General features: G+C 45.2%; 16 protein-coding genes. 7 read left to right on the top strand and 9 right to left on the bottom strand.

Annotated features, from left to right (window positions below; genetic code table 11):
• Nucleotides 1-29: 29 nt before the first annotated feature.
• The gene (locus KIK04_RS17040; RefSeq protein WP_232274801.1) at nucleotides 30-764 is read right to left on the bottom strand and encodes an alpha/beta hydrolase; all 735 of its coding nucleotides are present in this window, start codon (nucleotides 762-764) and stop codon (nucleotides 30-32) included.
• A 172-nt stretch (nucleotides 765-936) separates the two neighbouring features.
• Here KIK04_RS17040 and KIK04_RS17035 point away from each other — a divergent pair, with 172 nt between their 5' ends.
• Nucleotides 937-1,611 (top strand): 3'-5' exonuclease, encoded by a 675-nt coding sequence (locus KIK04_RS17035; protein WP_232274800.1) that lies wholly within the window; start codon nucleotides 937-939, stop codon nucleotides 1,609-1,611.
• 151 nt (nucleotides 1,612-1,762) lie between these two features.
• Here the strand turns inward: KIK04_RS17035 and KIK04_RS17030 are convergent, their stop codons facing one another.
• Nucleotides 1,763-2,587: an aldo/keto reductase gene (locus tag KIK04_RS17030; protein WP_232274799.1), complete on the bottom strand. Its 825-nt coding sequence runs from the start codon at nucleotides 2,585-2,587 to the stop codon at nucleotides 1,763-1,765.
• Between the two features lie 444 nt (nucleotides 2,588-3,031).
• Here KIK04_RS17030 and KIK04_RS17025 point away from each other — a divergent pair, with 444 nt between their 5' ends.
• The 4 genes from KIK04_RS17025 to cysW all read left to right on the top strand — a co-directional run bounded on the left by KIK04_RS17025 (nucleotide 3,032) and on the right by cysW (nucleotide 6,377).
• Entirely contained in the window at nucleotides 3,032-3,265 is a 234-nt protein-coding gene (locus KIK04_RS17025; protein WP_232274798.1) for a YezD family protein, read from the top strand.
• Entirely contained in the window at nucleotides 3,262-4,458 is a 1,197-nt protein-coding gene (locus tag KIK04_RS17020; RefSeq protein WP_232274797.1) for a sulfate ABC transporter substrate-binding protein, read from the top strand. Before KIK04_RS17025 ends, KIK04_RS17020 begins: the two co-directional genes overlap by 4 nt.
• Before the next feature lie 165 nt (nucleotides 4,459-4,623).
• Complete coding sequence (gene cysT, locus KIK04_RS17015; RefSeq protein ID WP_232278789.1) at nucleotides 4,624-5,463, top strand: sulfate ABC transporter permease subunit CysT; 840 nt, start codon at nucleotides 4,624-4,626, stop codon at nucleotides 5,461-5,463.
• Nucleotides 5,464-5,504: 41 nt separating this feature from the next.
• Nucleotides 5,505-6,377: a sulfate ABC transporter permease subunit CysW gene (cysW, locus tag KIK04_RS17010; RefSeq protein WP_232274796.1), complete on the top strand. Its 873-nt coding sequence runs from the start codon at nucleotides 5,505-5,507 to the stop codon at nucleotides 6,375-6,377.
• Nucleotides 6,378-6,495: 118 nt separating this feature from the next.
• On the opposite strand, the gene gerQ is transcribed toward cysW, so the two are convergent.
• The 3 genes from gerQ to KIK04_RS16995 form a co-directional block, all read right to left on the bottom strand.
• Nucleotides 6,496-6,990 carry a spore coat protein GerQ gene (gerQ, locus tag KIK04_RS17005; RefSeq protein ID WP_442951178.1) on the bottom strand — a complete coding sequence of 165 codons (495 nt, stop codon included), beginning with the start codon at nucleotides 6,988-6,990 and terminating at the stop codon, nucleotides 6,496-6,498.
• A 159-nt stretch (nucleotides 6,991-7,149) separates the two neighbouring features.
• On the bottom strand, nucleotides 7,150-7,581 hold the full coding sequence (locus tag KIK04_RS17000) for a cell wall hydrolase (protein WP_232274795.1): 432 nt from the start codon (nucleotides 7,579-7,581) through the stop codon (nucleotides 7,150-7,152).
• A gap of 243 nt (nucleotides 7,582-7,824) precedes the next feature.
• Nucleotides 7,825-8,457, bottom strand: a complete 633-nt coding sequence (locus KIK04_RS16995; protein ID WP_232274794.1) for an NAD(P)H-dependent oxidoreductase — start codon at nucleotides 8,455-8,457, stop codon at nucleotides 7,825-7,827.
• Between the two features lie 343 nt (nucleotides 8,458-8,800).
• Between KIK04_RS16995 and KIK04_RS16990 the strand changes: the two genes are divergently transcribed.
• Nucleotides 8,801-9,778, top strand: a complete 978-nt coding sequence (locus tag KIK04_RS16990) for a class I SAM-dependent methyltransferase (RefSeq protein WP_232274793.1) — start codon at nucleotides 8,801-8,803, stop codon at nucleotides 9,776-9,778.
• A gap of 181 nt (nucleotides 9,779-9,959) precedes the next feature.
• On the opposite strand, the gene KIK04_RS16985 is transcribed toward KIK04_RS16990, so the two are convergent.
• The 4 genes from KIK04_RS16985 to KIK04_RS16970 form a co-directional block, all read right to left on the bottom strand.
• Entirely contained in the window at nucleotides 9,960-11,192 is a 1,233-nt protein-coding gene (locus tag KIK04_RS16985; protein ID WP_232274792.1) for a cation:proton antiporter, read from the bottom strand.
• A gap of 3 nt (nucleotides 11,193-11,195) precedes the next feature.
• Entirely contained in the window at nucleotides 11,196-11,693 is a 498-nt protein-coding gene (locus tag KIK04_RS16980; RefSeq protein WP_232274791.1) for a cation:proton antiporter regulatory subunit, read from the bottom strand.
• 29 nt (nucleotides 11,694-11,722) lie between these two features.
• On the bottom strand, nucleotides 11,723-11,941 hold the full coding sequence (locus KIK04_RS16975) for an AbrB/MazE/SpoVT family DNA-binding domain-containing protein (RefSeq protein WP_232278787.1): 219 nt from the start codon (nucleotides 11,939-11,941) through the stop codon (nucleotides 11,723-11,725).
• A 334-nt stretch (nucleotides 11,942-12,275) separates the two neighbouring features.
• Nucleotides 12,276-13,058: a Cof-type HAD-IIB family hydrolase gene (locus KIK04_RS16970; RefSeq protein ID WP_232274790.1), complete on the bottom strand. Its 783-nt coding sequence runs from the start codon at nucleotides 13,056-13,058 to the stop codon at nucleotides 12,276-12,278.
• A gap of 234 nt (nucleotides 13,059-13,292) precedes the next feature.
• Here KIK04_RS16970 and KIK04_RS16965 point away from each other — a divergent pair, with 234 nt between their 5' ends.
• Nucleotides 13,293-14,282, top strand: a complete 990-nt coding sequence (locus tag KIK04_RS16965; RefSeq protein WP_232274789.1) for a LacI family DNA-binding transcriptional regulator — start codon at nucleotides 13,293-13,295, stop codon at nucleotides 14,280-14,282.
• The last annotated feature ends 46 nt before the right edge of the window (nucleotides 14,283-14,328 follow it).

Below are 14,328 nucleotides of genomic sequence, written 5' to 3'. Positions count from 1 at the left end.
GCTGCTGCATTTACAACTTGCTATCCCCATTATTTCGGCAGCCATCTCAGCACCCGTTGAATTTGCTGATCCCAGTAGTCCCACGTATGACCCCCTGATGACTCTTCATAAGTAAGTTCCATACTAGTACCTTGACATACATCGCGAAAAGCATGGTTATCGCGCAGTAAAAAGTCTTCTGTTCCGCAGCATTGATACAGTAGCGGCTTCTGCCCTTCTGTTGCATCACATTGTCGCAGTAAGTGCAACAAATCGTTGCCCGACCCCGCTACAGGCTGCTCGCCAAATATATGCACATATTCCGCCCCCCATAATTCCTTATGAAACGGATGGGCAACATCCAGCGCCCCTGATAAGCTAGCACAAGCTGCGAACCGCTCGGGATAAGTAAGCGCCCATTTCATTGCCCCATAACCTCCCATCGACAGTCCGGCCACATAGTTGTGCTCCCGCTTGTCCGATAGCGGAAAAAAGGCATGTGCCAACCGCGGAAGCTCTTCGCTCAAAAACGTCCAGTATTTCCCGCCATAGGCCATATCGGTATAGAAGCTACGATGCACCTGGGGCATAATGACAGCAAGCCCCAGCCCTGATACTGCCCGTTCAATCGAAGAGTTGCGCACCCAAGCCGTATCATCATCAGACATACCATGCAATAAATACAAGGTTCGATGTTGATTATGTAAACGTTCCGGTATAATCGCCGTTAATTGGGTATTCATCTTCAATGTTTCGGAATAAAAGCGGCATTCTATCAACGCCATGATGACAACACTCCTTCTTTTTATCAAAAAGCAGTTAAGATTTTATGTATTACATTCGGGTGATGACCAGACATATCCTCCCCTTTCAACTGCGAATTATGGTACAATCGATGTTATCGACCGTTACACAACACGAGACCATTTCAGTAAGTAGAAACGGGGGAACATAGAGATGCTAGCGATTGTGTACGACTTAGAAATGACGGTTAAACGTAAAAAAGGTGAGATGGCTGAAATTATCGAGATCGGCGCTGTAAAAGTAGCGTTGGAAGAAGATAAGCCTGTGATTGTAGATACGTTTCAAGCGTTCGTAAAGCCTACCAAAATTGTGCTTACCGCAGATACGATTTCATTTACAGGCATTACACAAGCGGACGTAAACGAAGCGGATTGTTTGCAAGATGTGATTGATCGGTTTATTGGTTGGATTGGCACAGCAGACTACGCGCTCTGTTCGTGGGGACCAGATGATAAAGCACAATTTGCAAGAGAGTGCCGTACGAAGCGGATTGCGCTGGATTGGTTACGTAATCATAACAACGTGCAGCAACCCGTATCCCTTGCGATGGGACGGCCCAAAAATCAACAAATTGGTCTTAAAAGTGCACTAGAGGTGTTGAACATTGAATTTGTTGGCTCCCATCATCGTGCGATTGATGATGCTTACAATACAGCTTTAATTTATATTCATATGTTCGAACATATTCATCTGGAGCGTAATCACATTAACGACCATCCTGCCTATGAAACGAAAGTTGTCTATCGGGGTGCGAACGAAGACGAGGAAGACAACGTCAGCCCGTTTGCTGCTTTAGCGAACTGGACGCCGCAAAATGACCATAAATAAACGCCTGCCGAGAACGGCAGGCGTTCGTTCTATATAAGCGCAATCACGCTGCTAGGTGCTGTGTACGATACGAATACGATACGAATACGTTACAATCCGATTCGATACGGTATTGAACGACACGGCACAAAGCCACGACACGAAGCCACAACTAGGATACGTTAAACTCATCCGGATCTGGACCGACACGACGGTCTTCATTCAAAGCATGAATGGCAGCCATATCGTCAGCAGACAATTCAAAATTAAACACATCATAATTCTCACGAATACGTGACGGCGTCACCGATTTTGGAATGACGACATGTCCCTTTTGCAAATGCCAACGAATGACGATTTGCGCAGGCGTCTTGCCATGTTTAGCAGCCAGAGCCGTAATCGTCTCGTGCTCCAAGATGTCTCCACCTTGCATAAGCGGACTCCACGCTTCCAAGTAGATGTCGTGACGTTCGCAGAACTCGCGCAGCTCGTTCTGTGCCAAACGCGGATGACATTCCACTTGGTTCAACACAGGCTTAACCGTGCATTCTGCCAGCAAGCGCTCAAGGTGATGAATGTGGAAGTTCGACACGCCGATTGCACGCACACGACCCTCTTCGTACAATTTTTCTAATGCTTTATATGTTTCAATGTAGCGATCAAGCTCAGGTACTGGCCAGTGAATCAAGTAAAGATCGATATAGTCTACACCAAGCTTGTTCAAGCTCTCGTCAAATGCTTTCAAAGTAGCTTCATAACCTTGATCAGAGTTCCATACTTTTGTTGTCAAGAAAATGTCCTCGCGCTTAACGCCCGATTCCTTAATTGCTTCCCCAACACCAACTTCATTTTGATAAATCGCAGCTGTATCAATGGAGCGATAGCCTGTCTCAAGGGCCGTCTTAACGGCTTCCTTCACCTGTTGTCCTTCTTCAACGCGCCATACGCCAAGACCAAATTGCGGCATGCTCACGCCGTTGTTCAATGTAACGAGCATCTCGTCTACCTCCTTCAAATTCAGTGCCGCGATAGTGCTGCACATCCATAATAGATCCAACTATCAGTATAATATTAATAGATATGCTCGTGCAATGCCGCCTCCCTCGACGATCCTTTTTGAACGAGAACCACGCAAACTTTTGTTGAAAATGAATTAAAGTAAAATAAGGAAAAATACGGTTGACATGACCGACAGGCGCTGATAACATACAACCATAAAACATACTACTTTCATCGGAATAATAATAATTAAGACTTTTCAATCCGATGAGTCGACCGGACAGCCGGAGACGCGAACCTATGCTTGCTTTGCATGCACCATCATTTAGGGGGATGTCTGCGGCTGTTTGCTTAGGATTTTGACTCTATTTTGCAAGAACAACGAACACGCGCCACTGAGCAGATATGTTGAGCCACAATTTCAAGAGAAAGCAGGGATAACATGAGTCAACCTCGCCAACAGCGCGCTCAACTGCAACCTGTGCAGGACGTGACGCAACAAGCCGAAGACCAACTTGATCCACGCTGGCTGGATCGCATTACAGATCAATTAAAAGGATTGAAGTACGGCTCCGTCTTTATTGTCGTTCATGACAGTAAAATCGTGCAAATCGACCGCACAGAACGTGTCCGTTACGAACAAGAGGGAAAAAGAGAGAGGAGAGACACACGATGACCAATCATGAAACGCACACAGCTCATCCAACGAAGCAACAACATGAACACCCCCATTTCCAACTTGTACACCTTGAGGGACACGATCCACGCGTTAGCCCAAAGCAACAATATCAACGGAACATTCACAAAAGCATATTTACATGGTTCACACTCCTAACCTTATTACTTGTTACCGCATGCAGCGGCGGAGAGGGGAAGAGCAACCCTAACTCTGCGGCACCAAGCGGAACTAATGATAAAGCGAATGCAACCAAAGATCCTATCGTGATTCAGAACGTTTCCTACGATCCCACTCGCGAGTTGTACACGGAATTTAACAAGGCATTTGCAGACCATTGGCAAAAAGAAAAAGGCCAGACGGTGACGATCAAACAATCTCACGGCGGTAGTGGTAAGCAAGCACGCTCGGTCATTGACGGTCTGCAAGCTGACGTTGTCACACTTGCCCTCGCCTATGATATCGATGCCATTCGTAAAGCTGGGTTTCTGCTAGAAGGCTGGCAGCAAAAATTGAAGCATAACAGCGCCCCTTACTACTCCACGATTGTCTTCTTAGTGCGCAAAGGAAATCCGAAAGGTATAAAAGACTGGAACGATCTTACGAAACCTGGTGTACAGGTTATCACGCCGAACCCAAAGACGTCGGGCGGAGCACGCTGGAATTACTTAGCCGCATGGGGCTATTCACTGGCTAACAACAATAACGATGAGGCCAAAGCACAACAATTTGTCGCCGATCTGTTCAAAAATGTGCCTGTGCTTGATTCAGGCGCACGCGGTTCAACGACTACTTTTGTCGAGCGCGGTATTGGTGATGTCCTTATTTCATGGGAAAATGAAGCTTTTCTGGCGATCAATGAGCTAGGTAAAGATAAATTTGAAATCGTCGTGCCATCGCTAAGTATTTTGGCGGAACCTCCGGTTGCAGTCGTGGACAAGACCGTTGATAAACGCGGGACGCGTGAGGTTGCACAAGCTTATTTGGATTACTTGTATACGGAGGCAGGTCAAGAAATCGCAGCTAAGCATTATTACCGTCCACGCTTAGAGAGCGTCGCTAACAAGCATGCGCAGCATTTTCCGGCCATTAAATTACTTACGATTCAGGAGCATTTTGGCGGATGGGAAAAAGCACAGCAAACCCATTTTAATGATGGTGGACTGTTCGATCAAATTTATAATCCCAAATAAACCTAAATAATCCCAAATCCAGCAACATGACATCACACATCTCTGCGTTTATTGCCATTACATCAGGGAGGTCAGAGCATGTCTAATCAAACAAACGGGTCAGATTCCCGCTCGCGCGCTGACTCAGCCTCTGACTCGCGGTCTGCTGCAGACCAACGTTCACGCTTGAGTTCAACGAGAAAGCCACGTTCCGTTCTACCGGGATTCAGGCTGACGCTCGGATTTACGATACTTTATTTATCCCTAATCGTCCTCATTCCATTGTCTGCCGTCATCTTGAAGTCGTTGGAGCTTAGCTGGGCTTCCTTCTGGGAAGCTGCATTTAACGAGCGTGTACTTGCCGCGTATCAAGTCAGCTTCACAGCTGCGTTCATCGCCGCACTCGTAAATGTCGTGTTTGGCTTCATCGTCGCTTGGGTGCTTGTCCGCTACCATTTCCCCGGCAAGCGCCTGCTCGACGGCATTATCGACCTGCCATTTGCCCTGCCCACTGCTGTGGCAGGCATCGCTCTCACCGCTATCTATGCGGAAAATGGCTGGGTCGGACAATGGCTCTACGCGCTCGGAATTCCGAGCGCGTATTCCTTGCTTGGCATTACAATTGCGCTAACGTTTATCGGTCTCCCTTTCGTCGTACGCACAGTCCAACCTGTGCTCGAACAATGGGAAACCGATGTAGAAGAAGCTGCTGCCACACTAGGCGCGTATCGTTGGATCACGTTCTGGCGCATTATTTTGCCACAGCTAGTTCCTTCGCTATTGACCGGATTTGCACTTGCCTTCGCACGCGGCATCGGCGAGTACGGTTCAGTCGTATTTATTTCCGGCAACATGCCGATGAAGACGGAAATCGCTCCGTTCCTTATTATGACCAAGCTCGAACAATTTGATTATGCTGGTGCAACCGCAATCGCATTAACTATGCTTGTGATTTCGTTTGCGCTTCTCCTGCTCATTAACGCCATTCAATGGCGAGCAGGGCAACGAACCATTTCCAATTCATAACTAGATTCTCAACTTGTTCGGGAAGGAGAATCATCAATTCTATGATATCGACAACATCATTTGAACCGACTGACGGACCGCCACTACGAGGCACTGCAACAGCGGTGTCGTGCACAACAGAACCGCGCTATATGCGCATCCTTTTATTAAGTGTGGCATGGGGCTTTATCGGACTCGTGCTACTGCTACCTTTGACTGCTGTATTTATTCAAGCATTTAAGAAGGGGTTAGATGTTTACTTTGCCTCATTGATTGACCCAGATGCAGTCGCTGCCATTAAGTTAACGTTGTTGACCGCATTCATCGTCGTCCCGATTAATACGATATTCGGTGTAGCCGCAGCATGGTGTATAACTAAATTTCAATTTCGCGGAAAGCAATGGTTGCTGACACTCATTGATGTGCCTTTTTCCGTATCGCCAGTTATTGCGGGCTTTTTGTTTATTTTAATGTTTGGCGCTAGCGGCTGGTTCGGCCCTTATCTGTCTGAGCATGACATTCGCATCGTATTCGCGCTGCCAGGCATCATATTAGCCACACTATTCGTCACGTTTCCGTTCGTGGCCCGAGAATTGATTCCACTTATGCAAGCGCAAGGAACACACGAGGAAGAGGCAGCTGCCACTTTAGGCGCCAAAGGCTGGCGGCTGTTCTGGCACGTCACGTTGCCGAATATCAAATGGGGGCTCATGTACGGCATCATCATTTGTAACGCACGAGCCATTGGCGAGTTCGGCGCTGTTTCCGTCGTATCCGGCCATATTCGAGGCGAGACGAACACGCTGCCGTTGCATGTAGAAATTTTGTACAACGAATATCAATTCTCCGCTTCCTTTGCTGTTGCATCATTGCTTGTTGCTGTCGCTTTGCTGACCCTCATCGCCAAGCAGTGGCTGGAACAAAAAAAGGAATAGCCCTCCAGCAGAAGCAGCTTGACATCAAACCACGCACATGCTGCGCACGCCAAAAACCGCCTGCTTCATCTTCAAGATGGACAGGCGGCTTTTCCTTTTCATACGTATATTTAATCGATTATGAATTCAAACATTCTGTGGCAGAACGAGCTGGCGAACCGGATAAAGGATAATGATAATTAAGCGGCTCATCAAATGTTGCATAATCCAAGTTCACCATTAAGAGCAGCACACGTTGCCCAGTCAACGGATCACTAATAATGATATGATCGCGTCCAGCCGCTTCGAGCACGCCACGGAACACTTTGGCATTCCATTCCGAGTTGTTCTCGTATGTCATATAGAACGTTCCTACTTTTCCTAAGTTAAGCCGTAAAATATTTTCCACGTAAGACTGTTCAAACCCGACATTCGGCAATACTGCACCCGTTGGTGTCATCACACTTCCACTAGGCACTTGTGGGGGAACAACTGGCGCCCCAGACGGTACAGAGGATACAGGCTGAACAGCTGGCGCTGGTGCTGGGGCGACTGGTTGCATCGGATAACTCACGTTCGCACTGTACAAGGCCGCGCCATTACCCGCAACCGGGCTTGGGGCAGCGCTATACATAACTGGATTATTAACCGGATTAACGCCATAAGGAACAAACCCGTGCCCACAACCACCTTTACCCATGCCTGCGTTTCTACCGAAATCTTGTACGGGATAAGCATAGTAATTCATCGTCAAACTCTCTCCTTTTCAACCTTGCGGTTGATCTATTTTTATTTAATACGTGTTATATACAGCCGGGCAATCCGCACCTGTCGGTGTAAAGAAACAATGCGCTTTATATCTCCCAGAATTTTGCTGATTGTACCAAGTCGGCGGGCAAGCTCCTGCCGGCCGGAAAAACCATAAGGCATACGATGCAGGCCAGACCCGCTCCCCATTTATAGCCCGCTGCGCCATACGAACATCCGCATCACGTGCTTTTTGATAAAAATATCCTTTTTGTGTCGCTTCGAATCCACCTGGATTTTGAAACACCATGTCTCTCACTGAACGTATATCGAGAAAATCCAAGCAGTCTCCAAGGATACGATTAACACCGACATTTCCTACCATCATCATGCCTTGCTCGCCCTCACCTTCAGCTTCAGCACGCATGAGTCGCGCCAACATCTTCACGTCCTCTGAGTTCGCTTTAATGACTGCCATTACACTCGCTCCCTCCCTTCATTCGCTATCATCTTATGTGCGAATGCCTAATTGGTGACGAATGGATGGGCAAAATTGCAAACGAAATCACACTGCATGAATGATACAAAACAGCACAGTTCCGTACATGCTCAATTACAGCAAACGATAATGGCATATGCAGAAAACGATACTGACATATGCAAAAACACGCAAAAAATCCGGCCTCATAAAGAGAGCCGGACCTTGGATTGTATGACAGTATTATTTAAGCAAGTTGCGTGCGCTTTCCGTTGCACGTTCTTTTGCTGCTGCAAGCAATTGTTCTGCTTGGTCTGGCATTGCAGCCATACCTTCGACAATAACGCTTTCGAAGTTTGTAATTCCGATAAAGCCCAATATTGCTTGCAAGTAACCACCAGTAAATTGGAATGGCTGTGGTGTAGAACCTTCGCCATATACGCCACCGCGAGCTTCGATGTGAACAACTTTTTTGTCACCAGCAAGGCCTTGTGGACCTTCAGCTGTATATTTAAACGTACGACCAGCGATCGTAATGTTGTCAATGTAAGCTCTCACCATTGGAGGGAAGCCTATGTTCCACATAGGTGTAACGAATACAACTACATCCGCAGCCAAAAATTGCTCCAAGATTTCGTTCATGCGGCCCAAAATACGTCCTTGCTCAGCGGACAATTCTTGACCTTGTGCAGCTTTACCCCATGCATCAAGCACAGTACCGTCGATCAGTGGAACTTCCTCACTGTACAAGTCAATACGCTCTACTTCTACGTTGCTTTGGGATTGCAATTCTTGCAAGTAGTGATCAGCCAAACGCAAGCTAAAGGACAAATCAGTCGGTTTAGGATTAGAGTTAACTACTAGAACCTTTGTCATTAAAGGACACCTCTTAGAAAATTATTTTCAGAGCACTATTACTTAGGTTGACTCAGAATAGCTCTCGTCATGCACAACTTACTTTATGTAAGTATAATATAATTATCACTTACTTTTGTCAAGTAAGTTTTTATAATTTAGAAAATAATTTTGTTTATAAAGTATGTAAAATAATTGCGCACCGTATTATAAAGCTTCGGACAACTATTGACAGCCTTTCACCTATTTAAATGTACGCTTGCATGAGGGACAATCGTCGTTCCTTTGTACGGCTATTCCTAGTATAATACCCTAAACAGTTCGGACGATTGGAACAAGTACATCAGAGCGGACGGTGAACACGATGAAAGTCGATCTAGGATGCGGTTCCCAAAAAAATACTGGCTGTACCGGTATTGATATAAGGAATTTACCTGAAGTTGATATCGTCTGTGACATCAATCAAGGCATTCCGCTCCCAGATAATTCAGTTGAAACCTTGTATGCCGTTGACGTTCTCTCTTACGTCGATGATTTAATAGGTACCATGAAGGAAATGTATCGAATTTGTACGCACAAAGCTATTGTGTGCATCATAGCGCCATATGCTCATACGTACCATCACATCGTGAATCCGTATTATAAACATTGGTTCAATGAATACACTCCCTTATTTTTTACGAATTGTCCAAATCCCCGCCTTCCCTTCGATGAGTCATCACCATACCGTGCATCCCTGCCTAATCTGAGTATGAATGAAACGCTTGATATCGATTTTCGATTGTTAAAAACCGAATTTTTTTACAGCCCTGTATTCAATGAGTCGATGTATGATTTAGATGAGCGAGAAGTGATCAGACAGATTCAGCCGAATGTCGTGAACGAAATTATGTATCATTTGCTTGTCATTAAAGGTGAAGTAACAGAAGAAGAGATTGAGCAACTTGCACTTGAATCGTTGGAAGTTCCTATGCAAGCTTTAGAAAAGCGCGGTATGGAGAGCAGCGAGGAAAAAGGAAACATAGAAAAAAAGAACGCACATATGGAAATAAACAACAAAAGTACGAAAAAAGCAAAAAGCAGCAAAAGCATAAAAACGAATAAAAGGGTCAAAGTCGCTCGTTCACTTCGTAAGAAGAATGGTAAATCTATCGTACACCCAGTAAAGAAACTTAAAGTAAACAAAATTGCCATCAAAAATCGGTTACAAAAAAATAAAAACGTGAGCAAAGACAAATCAGCAATCCAACTCGGATCCAATCAACAAGGAAAAGGAAATGGCAAAAGCAACAACAGAGATAAAAAACAGCAGCTGCCAAAGCAAAATGAGCAAACTTCTTGAAATAAGCTTCTGCACGTATACAAATCTGGTTTTGGCGCTGCCTCACTTCGTAACATGTAACCCGTTCTCTAGGGAACAATGGGGCGCATGCTTTTATTTTTATCAACAGCACAAAAAAATGACGCAACCATCACAATCTTGCTCTGCAATGGTTACGTCATTTCTCCCACTTATACCGCTACTATGACTCGCTCTTACTTTTAGTTGTTGCAGTCAAGTGCTTCTTATTCCACTTAAACACCTTGTTCAGCAACATGTAGATATGGCTGGACTCCTTGGTCAAGATTGGACCTAAGATAGCCAATATGAGTACATATAAAGCAGCGAACGGCTGCAATATGCCAGATAGCCCTCCGGCAATACCTAAGTTTGCCATAATAATGGAGAACTCTCCTCTTGAAACGATTGTCAGGCCAATATTCGTCGAAGCTTTGTGAGACAGGCCTGAATTGCGACCTGCCATCATACCTGCAATGAAGTTGCCTACTATTGTGACTAAGGCAGCGGCTATAGCCAAGCCCGCAGCTCCTCCAAGGGAATACGGGTCGATGCTCAATCCGAAACTGAAAAAGAATATCGCACCAAAAATATCACGGAAGGGAATAACTAACTTCTCTATGCGATGTGCTTGTTCGGTTTCGGATAATACTAAACCAATTAGTAGCGCTCCAATCGCTTCAGCGATGTGAATGGTCTCAGAAAATCCAGCGATAACAAACAACAGCGCGAAAATAACAATAATAAAAGTCTCATTCGAAGTAATATTAAGCAATTTATTCAAGAGCGGCGTGCACTTGCGCGCAATGATGAAGAACATCAAAATATATCCTAGCGCCAATAAAATCGACATCAGTGTGCCGCCTAGTGAAGTCGCACCGCCAAGTACCATACCTGACACAACAGACAAGTAAACAGCAAGGAAAATATCCTCAAACATAATAATTCCAAGTATAAGCTCGGTCTCTGCATTCGCTGTCCGCTTCAAATCGACAAGCACTTTGGCTACGATTGCACTTGATGAGATCGTAATAATACCTGCAATAATGAGTGTTTCCAACAACGGAAACCCACTTAACCATCCGAACATTAGCCCGAGTGAAAAGTTAATCAAGATATAAATACTGCCGCCCACGGCAATGGAGCGCCCAGACTTGATCAACTTGCCGACGGAGAATTCCAGCCCTAGATAGAAGAGAAGGAACAGGACTCCGATTCTTCCAAGGAAAGCGATTATTTCCGCACTCTCGATGAACTTGAGATCAATAATCCCAATCGTTGGCGCATGAGGGCCAACCACCATCCCTAGTATGATGAGAAACGGAATGATGGAGAGCTTCAAGCGGTTAGCGACGAGAGCGCATATGGCAATTAAAGTTAATGCTACACCTACCTCAAATACCAAATGATTCTGCATGTATCAACCATCACTCCCTATAAACAGTTTGCGTTTAATTTCTTTCAGATGGTCACGCTGCCCAGATACAACCAATGTGTCACCACTCTCAATGATCGTTTCAGGCCCCGGATTAATAATTTTACACTGATTTTTTCTCAAGATAGCAATGATAATCATATCGAAGTTCTGTCTAATATCGAGTTCGCCGATCGATTTGTTGATGCAATTCGCACTTTCACTTACTTTGTGCCACTCGATAACGAGATCATCAAAGGCCATTTCGATATTTTCAAGCGCAGTCGGCTTGTATGTCATCCCGCCAATAATCGCTGCCAGTTGCCTTGCCTCCGAGTCGCTCAGTTCTACCATCGCCTTGCTCTCTTCCAAATCGTCTTTTTCAAAATGGTAAATGTCTCGACGTCCATCATCATGGATGATAATAACCATCCGTTCCCCACTTTGCGTATCGACCTGATATTTCATACCTATACCAGGAAGTTGAATTTCTCTAATATCCATCCCACTTATGGTCTCCTTTCGTGCTACCGTTATCGTTCCAACAATTTCTTGGCGCCATGAATAATATTTTCAATCTTCTCTTTACACAAAATATCTTGCAAATCGTGCAGTGCCTGCAAATCTGCCTTCGCCATAATGACGAGTCCATTCTCCTCAATAAAGGCAACTCTGTCACCTTCATGAATTTGAAGCACATCACGAATATGCTTTGGAACGGTGATTTGCCCCTTACAGCTTAGTTTGGCCATTTCCACCCCCTAACACTCCTTTCTTTCTTTGTATTCCAAGAAAATAATGAATTCCTTACTTTCCTTACTTTTTTATTGTACCACATTTTTATACCTTATGACACTTATTCGTCTAATTTCTTTGAAAAGGCTATGCTTCGCTTCATATAGGAAGGGGGTTCGTTTTATTATTCGTCGTTAACGCCGCGACTAAACATGAATCAGCATAAGTTCGTGCAGAACGTAAGGAAGAATGTAAAATGTGTAGCAAACACCTATCTCAGCAATACCTCGGCAAAAACGAAACAAGCTGCTTCCTGTTCACAGAAGCAGCTTGTAAAACACATATTTTTTGTTACACGTTTCGTTTCGAAATTAGACCCAGCTCTACTAATGCATTCGCGATGCCGTCCTCACCATTCGAGGCTGTAACCATATTGGCACACTGCTTTACCTCATCTGATGCATTGCCCATCGCGATTCCCGTCCCTACAAACTGTAGCATTTCTTTATCATTCAGCCCATCCCCAAAGGCAATGCTATCTTCTACTCGGGCATCAACTGCGCGCAAATACTGCTCAATGCCGCTTGCCTTCGAGCGTCCTTTCAACTGCACGTCTGTTGCTAATCGATGCCAGCGTACGAATTGCAGTTCAGGAAAGCGTTCAGCATAGCTTGTTATTTCTGCTTCTTCACAAAATAGCAAACCCTGATAGATCGGTTGTTCCTTATATAACTCGGCATTCACAGGCGGATGCGCGATTCCGTGATGACTTAAACTTTCATGGACTCGTTCATTCTCCATCGTGACTGTCCACGTATTTTCATTTATAAAACCAACCACGTGCTCGTTTGCTTGCGCCACATTTGCAAATTCACCTAACAGGCTGTCTGGGATTTGTTCAGCAACGATGACTTCCCCATTCCTTACCGCATACTGACCATTTAAGCTTACATAGGAATGAATATTTAATGCCTCGCGAACCCACTTAAAGGTTGCAGGCGTTCTACCTGTGGCAATAACCGTTTCAATTCCTGCCGCTTGCAACTGCTGCACCGCCTGACGCGTCGACTCTAATAGTTGCTGCTCGTCATTCAACAATGTTCCATCAATATCAAAAAATACGATCGGTTTCAAAACGCTTCCCCCTTCTCTCCTGCAAGTTATCTTTAGTTGTCAAAGCACCTACAGCCGCAAAATCGTAACGCCCGCAAAGGTTACGCCAATTTCGCGGTTTATCGAGATTTGTGTTACAACTTAACCTTAAAGTATGAAACGCTTTTCAGAGCAAGCCATTTTATTTTATAAATTTACGCAGTAAAATAGTGAGATACAACCAGCTTTTACAATCCATATAAGGAGTACCGACTGATGGCTAATATCAAGCAAATTGCGCGCTTGGCAGGCGTATCTGTTACAACCGTGTCACGCGTCCTGAACGACCATCCTTATGTTGCTGAGGAAAAGCGGATAGCCGTCTGGGACGCTATACGCAAGCTCGATTATACGCCAAACTTGAATGCAGTTAACTTAGCAACAGGACGCACACAAATGGTCGCTGTTCTGCTACCATTTGCTAATCATCCTTTTTTTGCAGGAATGATAGAAGGAATCGCATATGAGGCGTTGCAGCGTAAATACCGGATCGTCATTTGTCAAACCGACTATAAGCCAGAAGAGGAACGTAGCGCACTAGAATCGCTTCGCCGTAAGCAAGTAGATGGCATGATTATATGCTCCAAACAGTTAGGTTGGTCGGATATAGAAGGCTATGCTGCGGATGGCCCTATTGTAGCTTGCGAATATACCGATTCTTCACATATTTCTTCCCTTTATGTGGACCATTATGCGACGACAACACATGCGATGCAGACACTTATCGCACAAGGACATCGCCGAATTGGCTACGTGTTAGGCCGTCCCGATAGCTTTAATAGCGTGAACAGGCTACGTGCTTATAAGGACTGCTTGACGGAAATCGGACAAGCTGTTCATCCAGCTTGGATTTTTCATCATTGCTACCAAGTCGATCAGGGGGCGGACGTCGTGAAGTTGATCGCAAATATGAACGAACGGCCTACTGCTCTGCTCGTTGCAGGGGATCAATCAGCCGCAGGCATCATTATTGAAGCACGTAAGCAAGGGATGGACGTGCCTAGCGAATTGTCGGTTATTGGATTCGATAATATCCCGCTCGCGGAAGTACTCGATATTACAACATACAACTTGTCCAGCTTTGAATTTGGCTGCCTAGCGTTCTCAACTTTTTTTCGCCAGTTGACCACAAAGGGACAACCGCCAGAGAAGCATCAATTCCCTGTGCAGTTGATCGAACGCGCTACAGTGGCCAAAATACGTTAACCACAACGAAAAGAGCGACCCGCTTGCTTGAGTCGCTCTTCTTTAT

Source organism: Paenibacillus sp. 481 (genome assembly GCF_021223605.1).
In the GTDB taxonomy this organism is placed as follows: Bacteria; Bacillota; Bacilli; order Paenibacillales; family Paenibacillaceae; genus Paenibacillus_B.
The sequence above is the reverse complement of the archived record's forward strand: the minus strand, read 5'-3'. Positions and strand labels throughout refer to the sequence as shown.

Excerpts from the sequence above, each read along its gene's own strand:
- KIK04_RS17040 (WP_232274801.1), bottom strand. The coding sequence starts at position 764 with ATGGCGTTGATAGAATGCCGCTTTTATTCCGAAACATTGAAGATGAAT.
- KIK04_RS17035 (WP_232274800.1), top strand. The coding sequence starts at position 937 with ATGCTAGCGATTGTGTACGACTTAGAAATGACGGTTAAACGTAAAAAA.
- KIK04_RS17030 (WP_232274799.1), bottom strand. The coding sequence starts at position 2,587 with ATGCTCGTTACATTGAACAACGGCGTGAGCATGCCGCAATTTGGTCTT.
- KIK04_RS17025 (WP_232274798.1), top strand. The coding sequence starts at position 3,032 with ATGAGTCAACCTCGCCAACAGCGCGCTCAACTGCAACCTGTGCAGGAC.
- KIK04_RS17020 (WP_232274797.1), top strand. The coding sequence starts at position 3,262 with ATGACCAATCATGAAACGCACACAGCTCATCCAACGAAGCAACAACAT.
- cysW (WP_232274796.1), top strand. The coding sequence starts at position 5,505 with ATGATATCGACAACATCATTTGAACCGACTGACGGACCGCCACTACGA.
- gerQ (WP_442951178.1), bottom strand. The coding sequence starts at position 6,990 with ATGTATAGCGCTGCCCCAAGCCCGGTTGCGGGTAATGGCGCGGCCTTG.
- KIK04_RS17000 (WP_232274795.1), bottom strand. The coding sequence starts at position 7,581 with ATGGCAGTCATTAAAGCGAACTCAGAGGACGTGAAGATGTTGGCGCGA.
- KIK04_RS16995 (WP_232274794.1), bottom strand. The coding sequence starts at position 8,457 with ATGACAAAGGTTCTAGTAGTTAACTCTAATCCTAAACCGACTGATTTG.
- KIK04_RS16990 (WP_232274793.1), top strand. The coding sequence starts at position 8,801 with ATGAAAGTCGATCTAGGATGCGGTTCCCAAAAAAATACTGGCTGTACC.
- KIK04_RS16985 (WP_232274792.1), bottom strand. The coding sequence starts at position 11,192 with ATGCAGAATCATTTGGTATTTGAGGTAGGTGTAGCATTAACTTTAATT.
- KIK04_RS16980 (WP_232274791.1), bottom strand. The coding sequence starts at position 11,693 with ATGGATATTAGAGAAATTCAACTTCCTGGTATAGGTATGAAATATCAG.
- KIK04_RS16975 (WP_232278787.1), bottom strand. The coding sequence starts at position 11,941 with ATGGCCAAACTAAGCTGTAAGGGGCAAATCACCGTTCCAAAGCATATT.
- KIK04_RS16965 (WP_232274789.1), top strand. The coding sequence starts at position 13,293 with ATGGCTAATATCAAGCAAATTGCGCGCTTGGCAGGCGTATCTGTTACA.